The sequence below is a fragment of the Flavobacterium xizangense genome, from assembly GCF_054075145.1.
The window spans coordinates 953,239-974,723 of record NZ_JBSIPG010000001.1 but is presented as its reverse complement, the minus strand read 5'-3'; the positions used below and the strand labels follow the sequence as shown (position 1 = coordinate 974,723).

General features: G+C 33.4%; 18 protein-coding genes and 1 tRNA gene. 5 read left to right on the top strand and 14 right to left on the bottom strand.

Annotated elements, in window-relative coordinates; genetic code table 11:
* Window positions 1–12: 12 nt before the first annotated feature.
* Both pckA and ACWA1B_RS04105 read right to left on the bottom strand, forming a co-directional pair.
* Window positions 13–1,617: a phosphoenolpyruvate carboxykinase (ATP) gene (pckA, locus tag ACWA1B_RS04110; RefSeq protein WP_456904580.1), complete on the bottom strand. Its 1,605-nt coding sequence runs from the start codon at window positions 1,615–1,617 to the stop codon at window positions 13–15.
* Between the two features lie 300 nt (window positions 1,618–1,917).
* Window positions 1,918–2,304 carry a DUF423 domain-containing protein gene (locus ACWA1B_RS04105; RefSeq protein WP_456904579.1) on the bottom strand — a complete coding sequence of 129 codons (387 nt, stop codon included), beginning with the start codon at window positions 2,302–2,304 and terminating at the stop codon, window positions 1,918–1,920.
* A gap of 190 nt (window positions 2,305–2,494) precedes the next feature.
* On the opposite strand from ACWA1B_RS04105, the gene ACWA1B_RS04100 reads away from it, so the two are divergent.
* Entirely contained in the window at window positions 2,495–3,859 is a 1,365-nt protein-coding gene (locus tag ACWA1B_RS04100) for a saccharopine dehydrogenase family protein (protein WP_456904578.1), read from the top strand.
* 271 nt (window positions 3,860–4,130) lie between these two features.
* Here ACWA1B_RS04100 and ACWA1B_RS04095 read toward each other — a convergent pair whose 3' ends face one another.
* The 7 genes from ACWA1B_RS04095 to ACWA1B_RS04065 form a co-directional block, all read right to left on the bottom strand.
* On the bottom strand, window positions 4,131–5,537 hold the full coding sequence (locus ACWA1B_RS04095) for an energy transducer TonB (protein WP_456904577.1): 1,407 nt from the start codon (window positions 5,535–5,537) through the stop codon (window positions 4,131–4,133).
* Between the two features lie 103 nt (window positions 5,538–5,640).
* The gene (locus ACWA1B_RS04090; RefSeq protein ID WP_456904576.1) at window positions 5,641–7,062 is read right to left on the bottom strand and encodes an N-acetylmuramoyl-L-alanine amidase; all 1,422 of its coding nucleotides are present in this window, start codon (window positions 7,060–7,062) and stop codon (window positions 5,641–5,643) included.
* On the bottom strand, window positions 7,059–7,430 hold the full coding sequence (locus tag ACWA1B_RS04085; protein ID WP_456904575.1) for a BlaI/MecI/CopY family transcriptional regulator: 372 nt from the start codon (window positions 7,428–7,430) through the stop codon (window positions 7,059–7,061). Before ACWA1B_RS04085 ends, ACWA1B_RS04090 begins: the two co-directional genes overlap by 4 nt.
* Window positions 7,431–7,579: 149 nt before the next feature.
* Entirely contained in the window at window positions 7,580–8,542 is a 963-nt protein-coding gene (locus ACWA1B_RS04080) for a DUF6624 domain-containing protein (RefSeq protein ID WP_456904574.1), read from the bottom strand.
* A 17-nt stretch (window positions 8,543–8,559) separates the two neighbouring features.
* Window positions 8,560–8,982: a toxin-antitoxin system YwqK family antitoxin gene (locus ACWA1B_RS04075; RefSeq protein WP_456904573.1), complete on the bottom strand. Its 423-nt coding sequence runs from the start codon at window positions 8,980–8,982 to the stop codon at window positions 8,560–8,562.
* Window positions 8,983–9,085: 103 nt separating this feature from the next.
* Window positions 9,086–9,523 (bottom strand): energy transducer TonB, encoded by a 438-nt coding sequence (locus ACWA1B_RS04070; protein WP_456904572.1) that lies wholly within the window; start codon window positions 9,521–9,523, stop codon window positions 9,086–9,088.
* 301 nt (window positions 9,524–9,824) lie between these two features.
* The gene (locus ACWA1B_RS04065) at window positions 9,825–11,213 is read right to left on the bottom strand and encodes a dipeptidase (RefSeq protein WP_456904571.1); all 1,389 of its coding nucleotides are present in this window, start codon (window positions 11,211–11,213) and stop codon (window positions 9,825–9,827) included.
* A gap of 110 nt (window positions 11,214–11,323) precedes the next feature.
* Between ACWA1B_RS04065 and ACWA1B_RS04060 the strand changes: the two genes are divergently transcribed.
* The 4 genes from ACWA1B_RS04060 to ACWA1B_RS04045 all read left to right on the top strand — a co-directional run bounded on the left by ACWA1B_RS04060 (window position 11,324) and on the right by ACWA1B_RS04045 (window position 14,827).
* Window positions 11,324–11,405, top strand: a tRNA-Leu gene (locus ACWA1B_RS04060).
* Between the two features lie 180 nt (window positions 11,406–11,585).
* Window positions 11,586–13,547, top strand: a complete 1,962-nt coding sequence (locus ACWA1B_RS04055) for an AAA family ATPase (RefSeq protein WP_456904570.1) — start codon at window positions 11,586–11,588, stop codon at window positions 13,545–13,547.
* A gap of 244 nt (window positions 13,548–13,791) precedes the next feature.
* Window positions 13,792–14,445, top strand: coding sequence for a 3-keto-disaccharide hydrolase (locus tag ACWA1B_RS04050; RefSeq protein ID WP_456904569.1), 654 nt, complete (start codon window positions 13,792–13,794; stop codon window positions 14,443–14,445).
* Between the two features lie 70 nt (window positions 14,446–14,515).
* Window positions 14,516–14,827, top strand: coding sequence for a hypothetical protein (locus ACWA1B_RS04045; RefSeq protein ID WP_456904568.1), 312 nt, complete (start codon window positions 14,516–14,518; stop codon window positions 14,825–14,827).
* Window positions 14,828–14,935: 108 nt separating this feature from the next.
* Here ACWA1B_RS04045 and ACWA1B_RS04040 read toward each other — a convergent pair whose 3' ends face one another.
* The 5 genes from ACWA1B_RS04040 to ACWA1B_RS04020 all read right to left on the bottom strand — a co-directional run bounded on the left by ACWA1B_RS04040 (window position 14,936) and on the right by ACWA1B_RS04020 (window position 21,113).
* Complete coding sequence (locus ACWA1B_RS04040) at window positions 14,936–15,598, bottom strand: HAD family hydrolase (protein ID WP_456904567.1); 663 nt, start codon at window positions 15,596–15,598, stop codon at window positions 14,936–14,938.
* 221 nt (window positions 15,599–15,819) lie between these two features.
* On the bottom strand, window positions 15,820–17,403 hold the full coding sequence (locus ACWA1B_RS04035) for an MFS transporter (protein ID WP_456904566.1): 1,584 nt from the start codon (window positions 17,401–17,403) through the stop codon (window positions 15,820–15,822).
* Between the two features lies 1 nt (window position 17,404).
* On the bottom strand, window positions 17,405–18,457 hold the full coding sequence (locus ACWA1B_RS04030; protein ID WP_456904565.1) for an HlyD family secretion protein: 1,053 nt from the start codon (window positions 18,455–18,457) through the stop codon (window positions 17,405–17,407).
* 224 nt (window positions 18,458–18,681) lie between these two features.
* On the bottom strand, window positions 18,682–20,031 hold the full coding sequence (locus ACWA1B_RS04025; RefSeq protein WP_456904564.1) for a TolC family protein: 1,350 nt from the start codon (window positions 20,029–20,031) through the stop codon (window positions 18,682–18,684).
* 260 nt (window positions 20,032–20,291) lie between these two features.
* Window positions 20,292–21,113 carry a helix-turn-helix transcriptional regulator gene (locus tag ACWA1B_RS04020; protein WP_456904563.1) on the bottom strand — a complete coding sequence of 274 codons (822 nt, stop codon included), beginning with the start codon at window positions 21,111–21,113 and terminating at the stop codon, window positions 20,292–20,294.
* Window positions 21,114–21,485: the final 372 nt, after the last annotated feature.

Here is a 21,485-nt window from a genome sequence, read left to right as displayed (position 1 = left end):
GTAATTGCCCCTTTATTCTGTAATCGGTGCTCCTGCTAAAATTTCAGCATTCGCAAATTCTTCAAATTTGGCAAAATTAGCTTTGAATTTCTGAGCTAATTCTAACGCTTTTTTATCGTATAAATCTTTGTCTGACCAAGTATTTCTTGGATTTAAAATTTCCTCAGGAACATTTGGACAAGATTGTGGTTTTGCAATTCCAAATACTGCGTGATCTTTGTACTCTACATTATCCAATTCTCCGTTTAATGCCGCAGTAATCATAGCACGAGTATATTTTAATTTCATACGGCTTCCTGTTCCGTAAGGACCGCCAGTCCATCCTGTGTTGATCAACCAAACTTTTACTCCTGCATCTTTCATTTTTTTGCTTAACATTTCAGCATATTTTGTTGGATGCAAAGGCATGAAAGGCGCTCCAAAACAAGCAGAGAAATTTGGCTGTGGTTCAGTCACTCCCGCTTCAGTTCCAGCTACTTTTGCAGTATATCCAGAAATGAAGTGATAAGCAGCCTGACCTGGATTTAATCTTGAGATTGGAGGCAAAATTCCGAAAGAATCTGCTGTTAGGAAAAATATATTTTTAGGATTCTGGCCAATAGAACCTGGCTGAATATTGTCAATATGTGTTATTGGATAACTAACACGCGTATTTTGAGTGATCGAAACATCATCATAATCAACTTCATTCGTTCCAGCTTTAAAAACCACATTTTCTAAAAGTGCACCTTTTTTGATCGCTCTGTAAATGTCTGGTTCATTCTCCTCAGATAAGTTGATTACTTTCGCATAACAACCTCCTTCAAAATTGAAAACTGAATTCTCACTTGTCCATCCGTGTTCATCGTCTCCAATTAATTTACGCTCTGGATCTGCAGATAACGTTGTTTTTCCTGTTCCTGATAATCCGAAGAAAATTGCAGTATCACCGTTTTTACCAACATTGGCACTACAGTGCATTGGAAGTGTATTTTTGAAAACTGGTAAAATGAAGTTTAATGCAGAGAAAATTCCTTTTTTCATTTCTCCTGTATAACCAGTTCCACCAATAAGAGCGATTTTTTTAGTGAAATCCAAAATCGCAAAATTAGACTGGCGCGTTCCGTCAACAGCAGGATCTGCCATAAAACTAGGAGCACAAACTACTGTCCATTCTGGAGTAAAGTTTGCTAATTCAGACTCTTCTGGTCTTAAAAACATATTGTAGCAAAACAAATTTGACCAAGCCGTTTCAGTTACAACACGAACATTTAATCTATACTTATCATCAGAACAAACGTATGAATCGCGAACAAAAACTTCTTTGTCTGATAAAAACTTTGTTACCTTATTATATAGTTTTTCAAAAGCTTCTGGTGCAAAAGGAATATTTACATTTCCCCACCAAACTTTATCTTCTGTAATTTCATCTTTTACAATAAAACGATCTTGTGGAGAACGTCCTGTAAATTCACCCGTATTAATAGCCAATGCTCCTGTTGAGCTTTCGACACCCTGGCCTGACTGTAAAGTAATGGCATGCAATTCATCTGGGGATAATTGATAGCGAACTTTAGCATTTTCAATTCCTAATTCTTTTAACGAAATCGATTGCGAGAAAAGTGTGTTAGTGTCCATAAATTTTAAGTTGTGTGTGATGTTTAATAGAATGCAAAATTACAGATTTATTGTAAATGCTTTAAAAATATTTCAATTTCACTTTTATTTATATCAAAAAAGCAAAAATTGAACTTTAAATTCATTAAAATAAAAAAATAAGAGCCTCTAATTTGTTATCTTATAACCTATTGAGCGAATTTGTTATATTTTTTTCTTTTTAAAGTAAAAAACAAAATAAATTCACACAAACAAGATTATATGTTATTTATGAGACAAAATTAAATATTAATTTTTAGATAGAATTTTTTATTCGGGATTTTATGATTTTTGCCTCAAAATAGTAACAAATAAGGTCAACCAAGCGAAAATTAATAGCATTCCACCTAAAGGTGTTGCGAATCCTATAAATTTAAAATCGAATAAAGTGAAGTTTTTTGTAGCCAATAAATAAATCGAACCACTAAAAAGAAGTACGCCGCCAACAACCAAATTGTAAATTGTTTTTAAGGTTTTTTCGGCAATATCTTTTCTCGTCGAAATAAAAAACAAAAAGAAAGCATGATACATTTGATAACGAACTCCAACTTCAAAAGTATTTAGTTCTTCTACAGATAAATATTTTTTTAATAAATGAGCTCCAAAAGCGCCTAAAATAATAGCCAACATTCCGATAAAAGCTCCCGTCAAAACTATTCTTCTTTTCATGTTTTTGTTTTCTAATTACTATGCAAAAATACTTAATACAATTTTAAAAAGAGATTCCATTTTTCTTAAATATAACTCAATAACCGAAAAACCTATCTTTTAACTCATTTCAAAAAAAATTTACATTTTATTTTAGTTTCAATTGTTATAATTATAACATTTTAATATATTTGTGTTATATATTTAAAACATGAGAAGCATTTTAATTTTCGGAGCTGGCCGTTCAGCATCATCGCTTATCCGTTATTTACTTTCAAAATCTGAAAGTGAAAATCTTCATTTAATTGTAGCGGACTTGTCTTTGGCTTTGGCCGAAAAAAAGACACAAAAGCACCCAAATGCAACTCCAATTGCTTTAGATATTTTTAATGCTGAAGAAAGAAAATTAGCGATTGAAAAAGCTTCGATCGTTATCTCGATGCTTCCTGCACATTTACATATTGAAATTGCCAAAGATTGCCTTCATTTCAAAAAACATCTTGTTACTGCATCTTATATAAGTGACGCCATGCAGGCACTTGACGAAGAAGCAAAGAAAAACAATTTGATTTTCATGAATGAAATTGGTCTTGATCCGGGAATTGATCATATGAGCGCCATGAAAGTAATTGATGAAATCCGGTCAAAAGGCGGAAAAATGCTTTTGTTTGAATCTTTCTGCGGTGGACTTGTAGCACCTGAATCTGACAATAATTTATGGAATTATAAATTTACCTGGGCACCAAGAAATGTGGTTTTAGCTGGACAAGGCGGTGCGGCTAAATTTATTCAGGAGGGCACTTATAAATACATCCCGTACAGTGCCTTATTCCGCAGAACTGAATTTCTCGAGGTTGAAGGTTATGGGAAATTTGAAGCCTATTCAAATAGAGATTCGCTTAAATACAGATCGGTTTATGGACTTGATGATGTCCTGACTTTATATAGAGGAACAATTCGAAGAGTTGGTTTTTCAAAAGCCTGGAATATGTTTGTTCAACTCGGAATGACGGATGACAGTTATGTTATCGAAGATTCTGAAAACATGAGTTACCGTCAATTTATAAATTCGTTTTTGCCTTATCATCCAACGGATTCTGTCGAAATCAAAACAAGATTCATTCTGAAAATTGATCAGGACGATATTATGTGGGATAAACTTTTGGAACTGGATTTATTCAACCCCAATAAAAAAGTGAATCTTCCAAATGCAACTCCGGCTCAAATTTTAGAAAAAATCTTAACGGACAGTTGGACATTGGAAACTGAAGATAAAGACATGATTGTCATGTATCATAAATTTGGCTACGAACTAAACGGCGAGAAAAAACAAATCGATTCAAAAATGGTTTGCATTGGCGACGACCAAACTTACACCGCAATGGCAAAAACAGTTGGACTTCCGGTTGCGATGGCAACATTATTGATATTGAACGGAAAAATCACAACTCCAGGCGTTCAACTCCCAATTAAAAAAGAAGTTTACCAACCCATTTTAAAAGAATTAGAAGAGTACGGTGTTATTTTTAACGAACAAACTGTACCTTATTTTGGATACAACCCAGACTTGTTTTAGTCTAGTTTTTTGATTTTATTTTTTAGAATTTTTTTTTAGTTTATTTTATCCGCTTCTATGATGCAAAGAAGCGGATTTTTTTTTGAAGGGACAAAGTAACAAAGGTTCAAAGGGACAAAGGTTTTCTTTCTTTTATACCTGATCTTAAAATTTGGCTAAAGCCAATGTCAAACACCAAAAAAAACTCCAGCTAAAGCTGGAGTCTAATCAAAACCTTTGTCACTTTGTTTCTTCGTCCCTTTGTAACTTTGGTCCCTCTGAACCTAAAAATTTACTTTTCCGATTGAATTGTTATTGGCAAAGTATAAAGCACACGAACTGGCTGTCCATTTTGAATTCCTGGATTCCATTTTGGAGAAAGTTTTAAAACACGGATTGCCTCATCGGCTATTCCATACCCTAAATCTTTGATTCTCTTAAATTCTGAAAGCGAACCATCTGTTTCTATCATAAATTTCATATCTACTTTCCCTTTAATTTTATTTGCATCCGCTTCTGCTGGTACTTTAAAATTTTTCCCAACAAATTTGTAGAACTCCAATATTCCTCCTGGAAATTCTGGTTGTTTATCGATTTCGTTTACCGTTACCGTATTTTGTTTTTCTGGCGTTTTTTGGATTTTACTTTTACGCGTGTCTTCACTAGCCATTATTGTCATGCTTCCAGCATCTCGCAATTGATTTTTACCATACGCTTTATCATAACCCTCATATTCCTTTGAATCCGGAGATTTTTTAGCAAGAGATGGTGCAGACGGAACAAGCTTTTTCTCCTGTTCTGTTAATTCAGAATATTTCTTTTCAACACCTAATTTAGTTTCCTGCGCAATAGTTTCTACACACAAGAGAAACGCTAAACCAATAACAACGGGCAAGGCAGCAATTTTTTTTAGAAACGCTGTATTTTTTGATGTTCTTTTTTTCATCATAATTAATCGTTTTTTTGTTACTAAATAATTCAAATTACTGGCCAAGTAAATCGTTTGACTTCCATTTGCCTTATTTAAAAGCAGATTTTGATAAAATGGAACATCATTATAAGTTTTCACAATTTCCTGATCGGCAAGAAATTCATGATTAAGTTGTATTGCTTTTTTATAAAATAAAAAGATTGGATTAAACCAAAAAACGGTTTTTAAAAACTCCACAAACAAAATATCTAGTGTGTGTTTTTGCGTTACATGAACCAACTCATGCATGTATAATTCGGCTTCAATATTTTGGTTTTTATAGTCATCAGCGTTGATAAAAATGTAATTCAGGAAAGTATGCGGCAGGATTTTTTCTTCTACCAAAACCAATTTTGAATTCTTAAAATCTACTGAAGGATTACTGCTAATTTTAGACTTGAATTTTTTAATATTTATTCCAAATCTCAGCGCCAATATTAAAGTCACTAACGCATATAAGCTCCACAAAAAAATCAATTTATAATTGGTCTCCTCGACAACAGTTTTCATCTGAATTATTGGCTGATTAACAACAAGCTGACTTGTAAAATTTACCGGGATTTCTTTGATAATTTCGAATGAAACAAATGGAATAATTAATGAAATTACGATTGAAAACAGCAGATAGAATCTATTGAACTGATGCATTTTCTCTCTTTCTAATACCAAATGATAAAAGACAAGAAAGGCACTTAAAGCCACGGTTGATTTTATAAGAAAGTCTGTCATTTTTTCTTTTTTTGAAGTTTAAAATCCATTCATTAACTGATTTCCAAATAAGAGAAATATTTAATTGCCCAATTCGATAGCAATAGCGTGTCCTGGAAGACGTTTATAATTTTATGAATTCAACTATTTTATTTGCAATTTCATTTTGTCCATTTTCGCTAACCAGATAATTTCTGTCATTTTCATTTGTTAAATAGCCAATTTCTACTAATAATGCAGGACATTTTGAGTTTTTAAGCACATAATAGTTTGCATCTTTAACCTCTCCTCTGGCAAGTTTTTCATTTGAGAGTTTATCAACTAAATTTTCAGCATTCTCCTTTGATTTTTCGTAAAACGCATTTTGTTTTGAAACATATGCATTTACTCCATTCTCATTCAAATTTTTTGAACTATTTACATGTAAAGAAATTACCAAACTTGGGTTTATCTTGTTTATTTTCGATACTCTTTCACTTAATTGCACAAAACTATCGTCGTTTCTAAGCAAAATAATTTCAATTTCATCTTTGCTATTCAGTGCACTTATTTTTTTGGCAATTTTTTCCACAATTTTCTTTTCTTGCTCGGCACCTATTTGTGCTCCAACATCTTCCCCGCCATGTCCTGCATCAATTACTATGGTCTTTTTGTTGCCCAATGGTAATGGAGGCTTGAAAGCAAATAATAAAAATAGTGTCAAAATGCCTGAAATAGCTAAAGATTTCATTACTAAAACTCTTGTTTTTGAAGTGATTTTTGTCATCATGATAAGTCGTTTTTTTGTTGATAAAAAATTTAAATTACTAGTTAGATAAACGGGCTGCGAAGTACTTAATTTATTGAGCAAAAGCTTTTGATATAAACAAACATCATTATGGGCCTTTATTACATTTTCATCTGCCAAAAATTCATGATTAAGCTGAATGGCTTTTTTGTAAAAAATAAAAATAGGATTGAACCAAAACAACGTTTTCAAAATTTCTATAAAAATCACATCAAGAGTATGTTTTTGCTTTACATGTGCAATTTTATGCGTAAACAATTCTTGTTCAACTAATCCATTTTCAAAATCTTTTTGATTGATGTAAATGGAATTCCAAAAAGAGTAAGGCAACGTTTCTTCTGCAAGTAAAACCATTCGTATGTTTTGATACATTACGATTTTAGATACTTTAATCTTAGACGTAATGGCATAAATATTTTGAATAAATCGATAGCTTAATAATAAAGTAATAGCAATGTAAATGATCCATAAAAGAACAATCCAATAATTAATTTGTTCTGCTATACTTTTACTTGTCACTTTTTCTTCAATCGGAAAAGTGCCCGTCGTTATAGCCTGAAACGGAATTGCATTCTTTAATGCAATAGGAATATCTTGTTGAATTTCAAAAGATACAAAAGACACTCCTATTGAAAAAAATAAACCAACTAATAAAAAGTACCTGTTGAAGCGAAACATTTTTTCTTTTTGCAAGAATAAATGATACACTACCAAAAGAATACTTAAGCTAATCGTTGATTTTATAAGAAAGTCTATCATTTTTTCTTTTTTTGAATTTCCGAGTCGATTATTTTCTTAAGATCTTCTAATTCTGAAGCGCTCAAATTAGTTTCAGTTGTAAAAAACGAAGCAAATTGTGATGCCGAATTATTGAAGAAATTGTTAATTAGTCCTTTTACGTGTTTCGAAAAATAATCTGTTTTCTTCACCAAAGGATAATATTCTCTCGAATTCCCGAATTCATTGTAAGCAACAAATTTTTTATCGATCATTCGTTTCAAAAGCGTTGCAACAGTTGTTGTTGCCGGCTTTGGCTCTGGATACGCTTCAAGTAAATCTTTCATAAAAGCTTTTTCAAGTTTCCAAAGATGTTCCATTAATTGTTCTTCTGAGTTTGATAATTGCATTTTTTAAGGTTCTAAGGTTCTGAGACACTAAGTTTCTAAGGCTTTCTCTCTTGTTTATTTTTTTTCTGAAGAATAAAATCTATTCTTTATTCTTTATTCTTTATTCTTTATTCTTTATTCTTTATTCTTTATTCTTTATTCTTTATTCTTTATTCTTTAATATTTTCAAGTTTCTCTAATTCAGGCAATTCTTTTTTATAAGCCTCCACATTCCATTCGATATTCATTTTTGCTGCATAATCAGCTATAGGTCCAAGTCCAACCTCAGCGCGCCTCTTATCTACATTATCTGGATCTATTAAAGGTGATACATGCCATTTATTAGTTATCCTATTCTTTGCTGTTTGACTTCCGTAAATTTGATGCCTTCCTTCTCTTAAAGCTACTCTATCTTCCAAATACGCCAGATTTATTGGGCTTGCATTGCCATTTTTAACTGCCTGTCTCAGCATTGGTAAATACTTTTGCTGGTATTTTAAAGGAGAATGCTGAATAACCAAAAACAAAGTCTTATTTCCCTGAACACCAACAACATTTTTTCCTAACCATCCTCTTTGGTCGAGTATTTTCATAACCTTGATAAGATTAATACTGTCCTTTCTTAGCATAATTTTGCCAATACTGTCAATTTTCTTCTTATCAGGTTTTGAGGATTTGTAAACATTCATAAACTCTCCACGAATTTCCTGATCTTCGATATAAATTTCCGAAAGTTCTTTTTCCAGTACCTTATCGTAATTTGTTCCAATAATCTCTAATTTCTTTTTCAGTTTCTCAATTGTTTTTTCCCATTCTTTTTCTGAATGCAACGCCATTAAATCCCTTTCAACTTGAAGTTCATCCATGTTTTGAAATCCATTGTCAATGGCCAGATTCAACCATTTAAATGCCTTTTTATTCTCTTTTGCCATCGATGCAGAACAACCTGCATTATAGAAATTTTTCGCAGATTTATGCTCAATTTTAAAAGCTTTCTCATAAAATGCAACAGACATTTTATAGTTTTCCTTTCCATAGCAAGAATCTCCTTTGCGAATCCATTCTTCATAAGTTTGCGCTTTCGCGGAAAGGCAAATCAAGGCAATAAAACTAAAAGCAATTATTTTTTTCATGGTTGAATGTGAGCAGTTTATTTGATATTTTTTTCCGAGATTAATTCGCCTTTATTGTAATTTTTGATGTTTTTCAATTTTCCTTTATCCGAATAGAATTTCCATTCTCCAAAATAAAACCAATGTGTTTCAACCGAATTGGTTTCTAATTTTGTTTTTCCTTTTGATTCTAGTTTTCCGTTTTCGTAATAACTTTTTACAATACAAATTCCGTTTTTATATTTCTCTGTTTTGTAGATTTTTCCATTGATGTACGATTTCCATTTTTTTACTGGAACATCGTGTTTGTAATATTCATACGATTTATAAGTCGTTCCGTCTTGTACATAATTATCAATCCAAACACCTTCCTTTTTATGATCAATTTTCTGATTGACTGGTTTGCTCTTGCAACTCAAAAGCATAAATCCACAAAAAAATAACAAAAGAAGATGTTTCATATTTTAAATTGTTTCTACATTTATAGATGTTACTCTACAAATGTAGAAATAAAAATCAAACGTGCAACTTTTGTAGCAAAATTTTTATTCAATTAAAATTTTACTATTGTTTATCAGGTTCTTGAATAGAAATTGGAAGATGAAATTCAGCAGCTACCACTTTGCCGTTTAGTTTGCCAGGTATCCATTTTTGGGACAACCTTAATACTCTTAAAGCTTCTTCACCAGTACCGTAGCCAAGATCTTTGACGACTTTCATATCGGTTAGTGAACCGTCTTTTTGCACTATAAAAGTAACCTTTATGGTTCCTTTTAACACAATTCCTGTTGGCGTTGATGGCACTTTGTAAAAATGACCTGCAAATTTATAAAACTCTGGCATACCACCAGGATAAGTTGGCTTTTCGGTCAAATCTGCTGTTTGATAATAACCTGCTTGGGGTTTTGCTTCTTGCGCAATAGTTCTGAAATTATAAAACAAAATAAAAGCAAAACACAAAACTATTTTTATCTTGGAAACCGAATTAAATTTTGAGATCATAGCGGTATTTTTTTTAGTTATTTCCTTATAAAAATACTAAATTAATTCGAAGGTATTGCCTTCGATCTTAAAACATTAAGCATCCTGAAAGAAATCAAAAACTCGAAATTCTAAATATTCAATAGTATTCCTAAGCGTTAGGGATTGAGGCGGTATCCTTTTATGTAGTGGAACGGAATAAAAGATATAGCGGAAAGCCCGACCGAAGGGAACGCCCAAAAAAAATCCGCCCATTTCTGAACGGATTTTATATAAAATAAAGATTAAAAAAAATCTAAAATCTAATATCTAAAATCTAAAATTACTTAGAAAGCTCCACAAAATACTTGTAAAACAATGGAATAGTTTCAATTCCTTTCAAGTAATTAAAGATTCCGAAATGTTCGTTTGGCGAGTGAATGGCATCGCTGTCTAAACCAAATCCCATTAGGATTGTTTTGCTTTTTAATTCTTTTTCGAACAAAGCTACAATTGGAATACTTCCTCCTGAGCGAACCGGAATTGCAGGAACTCCAAACGTTTCTGTATACGCTTTATTTGCTGCCTGATATCCGATGCTGTCAATTGGCGTTACATAACCTTGTCCACCATGGTGCGGCGTTACTTTTACTGTAACTCCGGCTGGAGCGATACTTGTAAAATGTTTTGTAAACAATTCTGTAATCTCTTCCCAATCCTGATTCGGAACCAAACGCATTGAGATTTTAGCAAAAGCTTTACTCGCAATAACTGTTTTTGCTCCTTCGCCAGTATAACCGCCCCAAATTCCGTTTACATCTAATGTCGGACGGATAGAATTACGTTCATTTGTTACATAACCTTTTTCGCCGTAAACATCAGCAATGTCTAAAGCTTTTTTATATTTTTCTAAGCTGAAAGGCGCTTTTGCCATTTCGGCTCTTTCTTCTGCAGATAATTCCTGAACTTTATCATAGAATCCCGGAATTGTAATATGATTGTCTTCGTCGTGAAGCGAAGCAATCATTTTTGCCAAAATATTAATTGGATTCGCTACTGCTCCTCCGTATAAACCTGAATGCAAATCGCGGTTTGGACCTGTAACTTCTACCTCAACATAACTTAAACCTCTTAAACCTGTTGTGATTGATGGTTGTTGGTTTGAAATCATTCCGGTATCAGAAATCAAAATCACGTCGTTTTTCAGTTTTTCCTGATTGCGTTCTACGAACCAAGCCAAACTTGCAGAACCTACTTCTTCCTCGCCTTCGATCATGAATTTTACGTTACAAGGCAAAGTATTGCTTTGCACCATTAATTCAAGCGCTTTTACGTGCATGTACATCTGACCTTTGTCGTCACACGCTCCACGCGCGAAAATGGCACCTTCTGGATGAATTTCTGTAGTTTTGATAACAGGTTCAAAAGGTGGTGAAGTCCATAATTCTAATGGATCTGGCGGTTGAACATCGTAGTGTCCGTAAACTAAAACCGTTGGAAGATTTGGATCTATTATTTTCTCTCCGTAGATAATTGGGTAACCTGGAGTGTCGCAAGTTTCGACATAATCGCATCCTGCTTTTGATAAACTTTCTTTTACAGCCTCTGCTGTGTCAATAACATCTTGAGAATATGCAGTGTCAGCACTTACCGACGGAATCTTTAATAATTCGATCAATTCATTGATAAACCGATCTTTATGTTGTTGAACGTAGGACTTAATATTTTCCATTTAAATTATTTTTATAGAAACCCAAAAGTACAAAAAAGAGAATTAATAATTTTTTTGAAATTTTTCTTTGAATATTCGAAAGTATGCTTATCTTTGCACCCACAATTACCGCGGATATGGCGAAATTGGTAGACGTGCCAGACTTAGGATCTGGTGCCGCAAGGCGTGTAGGTTCGAGTCCTATTATCCGCACTTAAACAAAGCTTCTGAAGATTTTCAGGAGCTTTTTTGTTTTTACTATATTTCATCTTTTTGTTGTTAAAGTTGTTGATAAAGAATTTACTACAATATCCACATCTATCTTTTCTATTTTTACTTTTGAGAATAATATTAAAAAATTAAGACTTTTTTTTCTCAAACACAATATTCAAAATGAAATTAAAAATATTAGAGCTAAAACTATCCGATGTAGAAAAATCTGGGCTTGGTGAATTTTATTCTACTAAATTTAATTCAACAATTGCATTAGTAGGAAAAAATGGAGCTGGAAAAAGTAGATATCTTAAAGCTATTGAAAATTATTTATTAGAAGCTGATGTAACTACAGATTTTGAACATAGATTTGATTCCGTTCCTCAATCATTTCTCGAAATGCATGCACTATACAAAAAACAAAAAGCAAAATTTGATATAATAAAGGAGTATAACATATCTCAAATACTTTACAACAATAATCAGATAGATCCTGTTGCCAAATCCCGCTTTATTTTAGCCTCCCAAAAATACAGTCAACTTTCTAGAAATTCAGAATTAAATCAACTTGAGAACCATTCATTAACAATTAAAAATGAAATTTCTAAACGCTTAAAAGTTATTAATCCAAATGACTTACGAAAACTCCAATCTAGTTTTGAAAAAAAAGACAAAGCTTCATTTCAAGACATTATTGATTCAACTATAGAGAACGTTGAAGTAAACGAATTTAACCTTATAGCCGAAAGCTCTTTGAGTTTTTTACAGCGACTTCCACATAAATTAGCTTTTGATGAGATTGACTGCAAAGGTGACGAAAAGAAATTTAAAGCTAGAGTTTCTTTTCAACGTTTTAGTCTTTTAAAAACTTTAATAAATGATTTTTTAGATAAAGATTTAAAATGGCATGCAAAAACATCAGATGTTAGTGAACATGATGATCATGTCAATATTAAAACAACCGGTTATTGGACAATAAATGATAGAGAATTTAACTTTGATGATTTCTCGGACGGCGAAAAAGTATTATTCACATATGCGCTTCTACTCTTTTTGCTTAGCACAAATCCTAGAGTAAAATTTAAAGAATCAATAATCATTATCGATGAACCCGAACTGAATCTTCACCCAAAAGCTCAAATAAAACTTATTCAAAGTTTGGAGAATTTAGTTGGTGATAGCGGGCAAATAATAATTGCTACACACTCATTGTCAATTGTAGCAAATTTAGACTATGGATCAATTTTTTTAGTAAGGGATAATAAACTTTTGACTCCATCTTCTTCCGTACCTTACAATGCTATCGAGGACTTAATGGGTTTCGAAGAACATTACAATAAAATTGTTGAATTTCTAGTATCCACCCCATCTTGGGCCATGACAAATTTCATGGGGCAATGCTTTGAGGATCCTGAAGTATTTGAATCAGCGAATAAAAATGATCCGCAATTAGAAGTCTTTCAAAAATTAATTCTTGAAAAAAACAATATTCGCCTTTTAGATTTCGGTTCAGGCAAAGGAAGGCTTATCGACCGTATCAAAGAAAATGAAGATTCTTGGAACAGAATTGAAATTTATGACTGCTTCGATGTTGACCAATCATTTAATGACTTAGTATTATCTAAAGGAGCAACTTCAATTGTTAATGATTTAAAAAAAATACCTGATAATTCATATGATCTAATTATAATGGTAAATGTTCTTCACGAAGTACATATTAAACACTGGAAAGAGAGTTTGTCAAAAGTAAAAAAAGCACTGTCTTCAAATGGTTATCTTGCAATAATAGAGGACATCGAACTGCCAGTTGGAGAACTACCAAATGATCTTGGTTTTTTACTATTGGGCAAAGAAGAAATGGAAATTTTATTTGGTAACGAAATAAAATTTTTATCTCCATCAGTAGAGAGATACAAAAACCGCATATTATGCGGAATAATAAATCGTGAAAATTTAAACACAATAAACAAAACCCATTTAGTTAAATGCCTCGAAAATTTAAAAGCCAATTCTTTGTCAAGTATAAAAGAATATAGACAAATAGAAAATAAAGAATTAGGAATTGGAAGATTATATGCTTTAAAATCGAATCTATATGTTAATAGTCAATTAGCTATTGAATATTTAAATATTGAAAATTGAAAATCAAAAACTAATTTATAAAATCTTGAAGATTCCTCGTACCTCGGAATGACAAAAATGGCGATTCTGATTGCGAAGATGGATTAAAATCCATCCCTACAATATGTTTCGTTCCTTTGGAACTTTTTATAATTTTCAAAACAAAAAAACCGGAACTTCATGTTTTTATATTATCCGATATAATTATTTTTACTTTTTAGAAATCGTCAACCAAACGAATCAATTTCGTTTCAAACTTATAATCATGTTCAAAAAAACAACTTTAGCTCTTGCTCTTCTTTTTATTCTAAATTCATGTATGGTTCAGCGAAAAGTCTTGGTAACGGAGGATTGGTATGCTTTTACCAAAACAAATACAGCACAACAAGAACCTTCACAAGTATATGAATTTACAGATGGAACGATTCGTATGCACGGAGAAGATCCAAGCTGTTTGATGACCAAAAAAAGTTATAAAAACTTTGAGCTTGAACTTGAGTACAGATGGAATCTTGACGAAAAATACAAAATGAAGGGCGTGAAAAACAGCGGCGTGATGTACAATATTCCGTTAGACGCTTCTGATAAAATCTGGCCAAAAGGAATTCAGTTTCAAATAAAAGAAAAAACTACTGGCGATTTTATATTTTTGGATCAGGTAACAGCAAAAGTAAACGGAAAATTAGTTGAAGCCGGCGCAAGTGTGGTTTCTCCAAAGTTTTTAGAAAACGAGAATCCGTACGGCGAATGGAATATTGTTGTTATTAAATCTTTCAATGGCAAAATTAAACAATACCTAAACGGGAAATTGGTAAATGAGTGCACAGAAGCTTCTTCGACAGAAGGCAAAATTTCTTTAAACTATGAACACTCACCAATTGATTTCAGGAATATTACGATAAAAAACATCTCGAAATAATATTAAAAAAAATCTTCTTAATTCGACGCAACCATTTTGATATTCAAACATCTACTTAAAAAAGATTGTTATGAAAAAATTGATTTGTTTCTTGATTCTGACTTTAGGAATCTTGGCTTGTTCTTCAGAAGAAAATACGCGTGCAGAAGGAAATTTTGAATTCATTATTCCATATACAACTCGAATAACGGTTGGTGGCGTAGTTGGAATTCAGGATAGAACCTTTAAAGCTGGCGAAACTTTCAGCGGAATCGATGAAGGAGATGGAAATGTAACAATCAGAATTGCTGAACATTCTGTATTAAATGACAATTGCCCAAGTAATACTTGTTATCAGGAATTTCTAAGCGTTCCGAGAAAGTATTTGAAATTGAAGAAATAAATCCACATAAAAAACCCTGTGCCTTTGCGTATTTGCGAGATTAATTTTAAAGCATATCTTTCAAACACTTATGAATCTCTCGCAAAGGCACAAAGTCTAAAATATTAATCACTTTTTACCCAAAAGCTCCATTATTTTATCCACATTCACTTCACTATAATCATTGATATAAAAATCACATGGTGGAAGCTGCTCTTTAGTATGTGAACTCAAAACGCCAACAACCTTCATTCCTGCATTTAATCCTGCTGTAACGCCCGAAAAAGAATCTTCGAAAACCACACAATCCGACGGTGAAACTCCAACACGCTCAGCCGATTTGAGATAAACTTCCGGATTTGGTTTATGAAACGTAACGTCTTCGCTTGACATCATCGAATTCATTTTTTCACCTAGTTTCAAAGCATTCGCAATCAAATCCAAATTAGCGCGTGGAGCAGATGTTCCAACGGCTGTTTTAAATCCGCGGGATTTTAGCTCGTTTAAAAACGTTAAATAATGCGGAATCGTTTCGACTTTGTCTTTATAAATCTCACGGAACATCGCTTCTTTTTCATCTTCAAGTTTGGTCAATTCTTCTCCTGTAATGGGACGTTTGAAGAAATGTGTCATGATATATCCGTTATGTTTTCCGTACATATGCTCTTCAAATTCTTTCTCTGAATGAGGAATCTGGTATTTGTCAAAGAATGCTTGAAAAGCTTTTGCATGGTCGGGATTAGTATGGCAAATAACGCCGTCCATATCAAAAATTACACATTGCTGGCTCATATATTTATTTTATTTTTTTTATGGTTGCAAGATACTGATAAGCGTGGTTTACTGCAATAATTACAAGTATTGTTTGTCATTTCGACGAAGGAGAAATCTTCGCAAGTAACTCCGTAACGAAAAGCCAATCTTTGTAGAGCTTCTCGCGAAGATTTCTCCTTCGTCGAAATGACATAAAATGCGGAAGAAAACTTGAAACTTTAAACCTGAAACAAAAAAACTCAACCAATCCAAATCTTACTTTTCACCAAAGTCATCGTTTGTCTTAAATGCCGATTACAGGCAATCAGAATAATCAAAACCAACAAACCATAACCTACAATCGTATAAATTTCCATATCAGCCAATAATGTTGATTGTTTAGCAACGGTTCCGAAAATCTTTTTCATGGCTAAAACATTCGCATCATCTGCTGAATAACCTTTGGCAATAAAACTTTGAGTTGTTGAAGCAAGAGTTTGCTGCGCTTCTGAATTCTCGCCTGTTACGAATTGACTTAGTTTCAAAAAGTGCTTTTTGTTTAAAAATACCATTGCATTCTGCATTACACAAAAACCAATTGTACTTCCCCAAAAACGCCCCGAAACGCCTACAATTCCTGAAGAAACCGCCATATTTGCCGGAACCGATGATGTGGTAAATAAGATGAGCGGAACAAATAAAAACCCTACACCGATTCCTTGCAAAATATAGGGAATGATAATATCGCTTAGCGCAACATCTGGCACAAAAAGAAACGTAAACCAAAAGTGGAAAATAGCAATAAGCGTAAAACCAATCATGAAAATAATTTTAGTCGAAACAGATTTCATCAAGAAAAAAGCAGCCAGAACTAGTCCGATTGCATTTCCTAGTCCGTTTATGTACTGCACGCCTGCAACACGCGACGGATCCCAATTCCAAATGGAAAACATCGCCGAATGACAAAGACTCAACGTTGCTCTACTGATATAGAAAAGGAAAAACAATAAAAATCCAATTCTAAGATTGGCATATTTTAGAACTTCAAAATTAAAACTTGGTCTTTTTACCAAACGTTCTTTAAAGATGAATAATCCTCCCGTGATAAGCGAAATCATCAATATTAAAACCATTTCAGAAGACTGCAGCCAATATTTTTTCTCTGCATAAACAAAAAAATAGGCACCGCAAAGAATTGAAATTAAAACCAAAAAATAACTCATCCAGTCGATTTGATACAACGGAATTTTCTTTGTGATTCGGTGCCCTCTGAAAGTAACTAAGATTAAAAAGACGTTTAAAACCTGAAGTCCGCCCGAAACATACAACATGTATTTCCAGTCATAATGATCGAGAAACCAAACGGCAATATTCATAATAAACGGCGTAGACAACAACAGCGCGCCGTAGTAAAATGAAAATCCAATAATAATGGCATTTTTAGTATTGAACTGCTCGATAAGCAATTGTCTGATTGTGATTACAGGAAGTGCCATCAGAATTCCTTCGGCAACTCTCATCAATAAAAAAACAGGAAAACTGGTAATATACGCCGATGAAACAATCGTAATTCCGATTAAGGAATAAACCGCCATCAGGTAATTTTTTGCAGGGAAAAAACTTGAAAATCGGCTTTCTATCAAAATTGTAGCCAGTAAAGTTCCGTACGTTACGCACATCGCAAACTGCAAATCTTCAGGCTCAATATCCAGAAAACTTGCCGCATACGTTACGTTAGACGTATAAACTCCCAATAAAATCATGGAATGCAAAAGACAAACGAACAAAATAATAATGATCGCCCATTTTGGCACCCAGGATTTAAATATACTTTTATCTTCCATTTTATTTGTGCGCAGCAACTACTGTAATATTCATTCCTGCTCTTAAAAAATCGGTTTGTTTGTCTTGTTCTTTTAACTGAATTCGAACCGGAATTCTTTGTTCAATTTTCACGAAGTTTCCTGTCGCATTATCTGGCGGGAGCAATGAAAATCTAGCACCACTTGCAGGCGATAACGAAGCAATTGTTCCCACAAAAACTTTGTCGTTTACTGCATCGGCTTTGATTTCAACTTCTTGACCAACTGTTAAATATTGTAATTGTGTTTCTTTAAAATTGGCTGTAATCCATTTTTCTCTACTCACGATAGAAAGCAAAGATTGTCCTTCTTTCACCATTTGTCCTGGTTGTAAAGTTCGTTTTCCAACCCAGCCATCGTAAGGCGCCGTAATTACTGTATACGAAAGAAACAATGCAGCATTATCAGCAACAGCTTGTTTCGAAGCAATATTCGTTTGTGTAGTCGGAACATTTGCTTCGGCAACAGAAGTACTCAAAGTAGCCGAATGAATTCTGTTTTTCATTTCCGAAAAATGCGCTTGTGCCGATTCGTAATCGGCGCGGACTTTTTCTAACTGCTGAGAAGTTGCTGCTTCTTCTTTCACCAAAGCTTTATATCTTTCGTACTCTAATTTTGTTTTCCAAAGATTCGACTTTGCAGCGTCTAATTGCGATTCATTAATTGCCGTTGCACTTGCTGTATTAATTACATTTTTCTCGGCCACAACACTATTTTGTTTTGCGTTCTGAACATCGGCCAAAGCCGCATTCAATTTGGATTTATATTCTCTATTATCGATCACGACCAAAGTATCCCCTTTATGCACAAACTGGTTTTCGTCAAAACGAACTTCCTGCACATAACCCGTAATTCTCGACATAATCGGAGTTACGTATTGCTCAACCTGAGCATCATTGGTTTCTTCGTGATTTCGGTTAAACACATAAAACCAAATTCCCAAAATGACCCCGCTTATCACCAGCGTACATGCAATAATTGTTATTAATATATGAAACGTTCTATTTCTTCTAGTTTCATTTTTTATCTTGACCATATCTTCTTTATCTCTTTAATCTTAGTTTTTCCTAATTCTCCACCGGATTGATCCCGATAGCTATCGGGACGGCGCTACAATATGAACCGTTCCTTCGGAACTGAAAATCCATCTATATTCTTTACTCTTGTCTCTTGCTTCTTTCTTCTTGCTTCTTGCTTCTTTCTTCTTGCTTCTTGCCTCTTTCTTCGTGCTTCTTGCTTCTTGTCTCTTTCTTCTAACTCCTAACTCTGAGGCATTATACCAGCCGTATGAAGCAACTCATAATGTTTCAAAACCGCATCCAAATGGGTAGAGATTTTGTTGTATTTCGCCTGAAGCAAAGCATTATCGGCATCGACCATTTCGGTAATTAAAACCAATTGGTTTAAGTATTTCAGTTTTACGATTCGGTAGTTTTCTTCAGCTAAATCCAAAGCTTTGTCAACGACCACAAACTTCTCAAGGATTTCCTGATACTGTGTATGTTCTTTGTAAAGTTGATCCTGAATCTCCTCTTTTATGATTTCAGATTGCATTTCCTGCCATTTGATTTTGGTATTGGCCTGATCCGTCTTGGTTTTGTTTTTATACAAAGAAGAAAGATCAAAAGAAGCTTCAATTCCAACCTGGCCTAAAGTGTACAAATACGGATTTGGCGGAAAGAATTTATAGTTTGGATAATAAAAACCATAGTTCCCGAAGAAGTGAACACTTGGCAGATAGTTTCCTTTTACCAATTTCAGTTCCATTTTGCTGATATTCAATTCCTGGCTTGCAATTCGCATTTCTTCGTTTTGCAAGGCTTTATTCATATAAAAATCATACGGATCCAAACCGTTCATTTCGTCTAAACTTGACGTTGTATCAATCGCGATTTCGTCATTTTCCGGAAGCTGAATCAAAGTCTTCAAATCGTGAAGCGCTATTTTTATATTTTTGGAATTTGTAAGCGCGTTAAGCTCGCGGTCTGAAAGTTGTAATTCGGCACGAATAACTTCGTTTTTAGTTACTGTCCCGTGTTTTTGTAGCGATTGTACTTCTTTTAATCGGCTTTTTTCTTCTTTGATGTTTTCTTCAAAAATTTTCTGAAGTTCCATCATTTTATAAATCGCCAGATAATTTGCTACTACTTCCAGTTCAATATCATTTTCTGTTTTTTCCGATTTAATTTTCGCAATTTCGTTTTCCTGATTTGCAATTTTAATCGCGTTGTTAATCTTGTTTCCAGTGTAAATTGGCATTTTAAAAGTCGAATTCACCTCGTAAATTTCAGGAATTGCTTTCGTAACTTCTTTTCCATTCAAGAAACCATTTCCTTTAAATTCGGTAATGTTGGTAATTCTCGAATACATGCCGTTTAGTTCTACATCCGGTAATCTAAGTTCTTTTCTTTCTTTGATGTTTTGCTCAGCGAGCCTAATCTCCAGTTGAGATTTAAGTACTTTTTTGTTGTTTTCCTTCGCCAGTTTCATCGCTTCTTGTAAAGAAACTGTGTGAATCTCTTGCGCTTGTAAACTACTGAATGTCAATACAACTAACAATATCCACAAGCTTCTGGGGAAACAATCTTCTTTTAAATTTGTAAGGAACATGAATACATAAATATTTTATGGTGCAAAGTTCCTTCATTTTTTTCTTGGCGGATGATTCTAAAAAGTCAATAACATATTCATTTCGGACAAATGTTAAAATCAAATTTTTCGAAAACGTTATATTAAAACACTGAAAAACAATTTATTACAAAATATATTTGGATTGTGATTATTTTTTCAATTCTCTCGCAGATTGTGCAGATTTTATTTAACACATTAATTATCTGCTTGATTTTCTAAATCTGCGAGAGAAAAATAAATCATTTTCGTTCCAAGATCTCTTCCCCATTTAAGTAATCGGAAGGTCTTTGTCCTAAAATCTTGAAAAAAGTATTACTGAAAGTCGGAACACTATTATAACCAACTTCTTGAGCTACCTCTTTTACCGAAAGTTTTCTTTCTAGCAGAAGTTCAATCGCTTTGAGGATTCTTCGAATAGTATAATATTGAATAAATGACATTTTAAGATCTTTTTGAAACAAGCGATACAAAGAGCGTTCGCTGAAACCAAATTCATGTGCAACATCAACAAACAGAATTGTTTCACCAAGATTATTCTCCACATAACGCAAAATTTTCCAGAGTCGTTTGTCTTTTGGCTGTGGTAATTCTAAAGGTAAATTATTAGTGCAAATTTGAGGTAGAATCGCCTTTATTGCTTTTGCAATTGTAAAACTCGGAGAACCTTTTTTTAAATCTCCATTCCATTGATTGGTAAACATCATCATTTGGAGCAGCAAATTATTAACCGGATAAATGCCTTCTCTTTTGTAGAATTGATCCTCATTTTTTTCAACCGGAAAATATAAATTTCGCATCATCACATGTTCCGATTTTGGTTCAATACTGTGCTCCAATCCAGCCGGAATCCAGATAAAATGTCTTGCAGGCAAAAAATAAGATTTTGTTTCGGTTGTCACAAAAACCACATCGCCTTCGGCATATAACATTTGTGCTTTTTCGTGTTTATGCCATGGAACAAACAATTCGCCCATTATATCATGATGGCAATAAATGCTTTTTTTATCGGCATCTACTTTCTTGATGTAATATTTGTCTACTTTAAAGGTTGATTGTTCCATTTAAATGATACGATGATTTCGTATTATAAAGATACTGAAGAAATAGAAATTAAAATTCAAATCGCTACACAGTTTGTCATTTCGACGAAGGAGAAATCTCCGCGAGTAGCTCCGTACAAAATATCGCCAATCTTTGTAGAGTTTCTTGTGAAGATTTCTCCTTCGTCGAAATGACAAAACAAACTGAGTAAAAAACTTTGCTCCCGATAGCTATCGGGATCGCTTAAATCTTTGCGCTCTTTACGGTTAATTATAAAAACAAAAAAAGCCTTTCCGTTAAGAAAGGCTTTTAACAACTTAGGCGGTCTGGACGGGACTCGAACCCGTCTCGTCCCTAGACGAGATGACAGACATGTCTTCTAACCTACTTTC

What these genes read in the sequence shown, in the direction of transcription:
- ACWA1B_RS04045 (WP_456904568.1), top strand. Translation starts at nt 14,516, where the DNA reads ATGAAAAAATTGATTTGTTTCTTGATTCTGACTTTAGGAATCTTGGCT.
- ACWA1B_RS04065 (WP_456904571.1), bottom strand. Translation starts at nt 11,213, where the DNA reads ATGGAAAATATTAAGTCCTACGTTCAACAACATAAAGATCGGTTTATC.
- ACWA1B_RS04085 (WP_456904575.1), bottom strand. Translation starts at nt 7,430, where the DNA reads ATGCAATTATCAAACTCAGAAGAACAATTAATGGAACATCTTTGGAAA.
- pckA (WP_456904580.1), bottom strand. Translation starts at nt 1,617, where the DNA reads ATGGACACTAACACACTTTTCTCGCAATCGATTTCGTTAAAAGAATTA.
- ACWA1B_RS04050 (WP_456904569.1), top strand. Translation starts at nt 13,792, where the DNA reads ATGTTCAAAAAAACAACTTTAGCTCTTGCTCTTCTTTTTATTCTAAAT.
- ACWA1B_RS04030 (WP_456904565.1), bottom strand. Translation starts at nt 18,457, where the DNA reads ATGGTCAAGATAAAAAATGAAACTAGAAGAAATAGAACGTTTCATATA.
- ACWA1B_RS04035 (WP_456904566.1), bottom strand. Translation starts at nt 17,403, where the DNA reads ATGGAAGATAAAAGTATATTTAAATCCTGGGTGCCAAAATGGGCGATC.
- ACWA1B_RS04095 (WP_456904577.1), bottom strand. Translation starts at nt 5,537, where the DNA reads ATGACAGACTTTCTTATAAAATCAACCGTGGCTTTAAGTGCCTTTCTT.
- ACWA1B_RS04040 (WP_456904567.1), bottom strand. Translation starts at nt 15,598, where the DNA reads ATGAGCCAGCAATGTGTAATTTTTGATATGGACGGCGTTATTTGCCAT.
- ACWA1B_RS04025 (WP_456904564.1), bottom strand. Translation starts at nt 20,031, where the DNA reads ATGTTCCTTACAAATTTAAAAGAAGATTGTTTCCCCAGAAGCTTGTGG.
- ACWA1B_RS04100 (WP_456904578.1), top strand. Translation starts at nt 2,495, where the DNA reads ATGAGAAGCATTTTAATTTTCGGAGCTGGCCGTTCAGCATCATCGCTT.
- ACWA1B_RS04075 (WP_456904573.1), bottom strand. Translation starts at nt 8,982, where the DNA reads ATGAAACATCTTCTTTTGTTATTTTTTTGTGGATTTATGCTTTTGAGT.
- ACWA1B_RS04055 (WP_456904570.1), top strand. Translation starts at nt 11,586, where the DNA reads ATGAAATTAAAAATATTAGAGCTAAAACTATCCGATGTAGAAAAATCT.
- ACWA1B_RS04020 (WP_456904563.1), bottom strand. Translation starts at nt 21,113, where the DNA reads ATGGAACAATCAACCTTTAAAGTAGACAAATATTACATCAAGAAAGTA.
- ACWA1B_RS04090 (WP_456904576.1), bottom strand. Translation starts at nt 7,062, where the DNA reads ATGATAGACTTTCTTATAAAATCAACGATTAGCTTAAGTATTCTTTTG.
- ACWA1B_RS04105 (WP_456904579.1), bottom strand. Translation starts at nt 2,304, where the DNA reads ATGAAAAGAAGAATAGTTTTGACGGGAGCTTTTATCGGAATGTTGGCT.
- ACWA1B_RS04080 (WP_456904574.1), bottom strand. Translation starts at nt 8,542, where the DNA reads ATGAAAAAAATAATTGCTTTTAGTTTTATTGCCTTGATTTGCCTTTCC.
- ACWA1B_RS04070 (WP_456904572.1), bottom strand. Translation starts at nt 9,523, where the DNA reads ATGATCTCAAAATTTAATTCGGTTTCCAAGATAAAAATAGTTTTGTGT.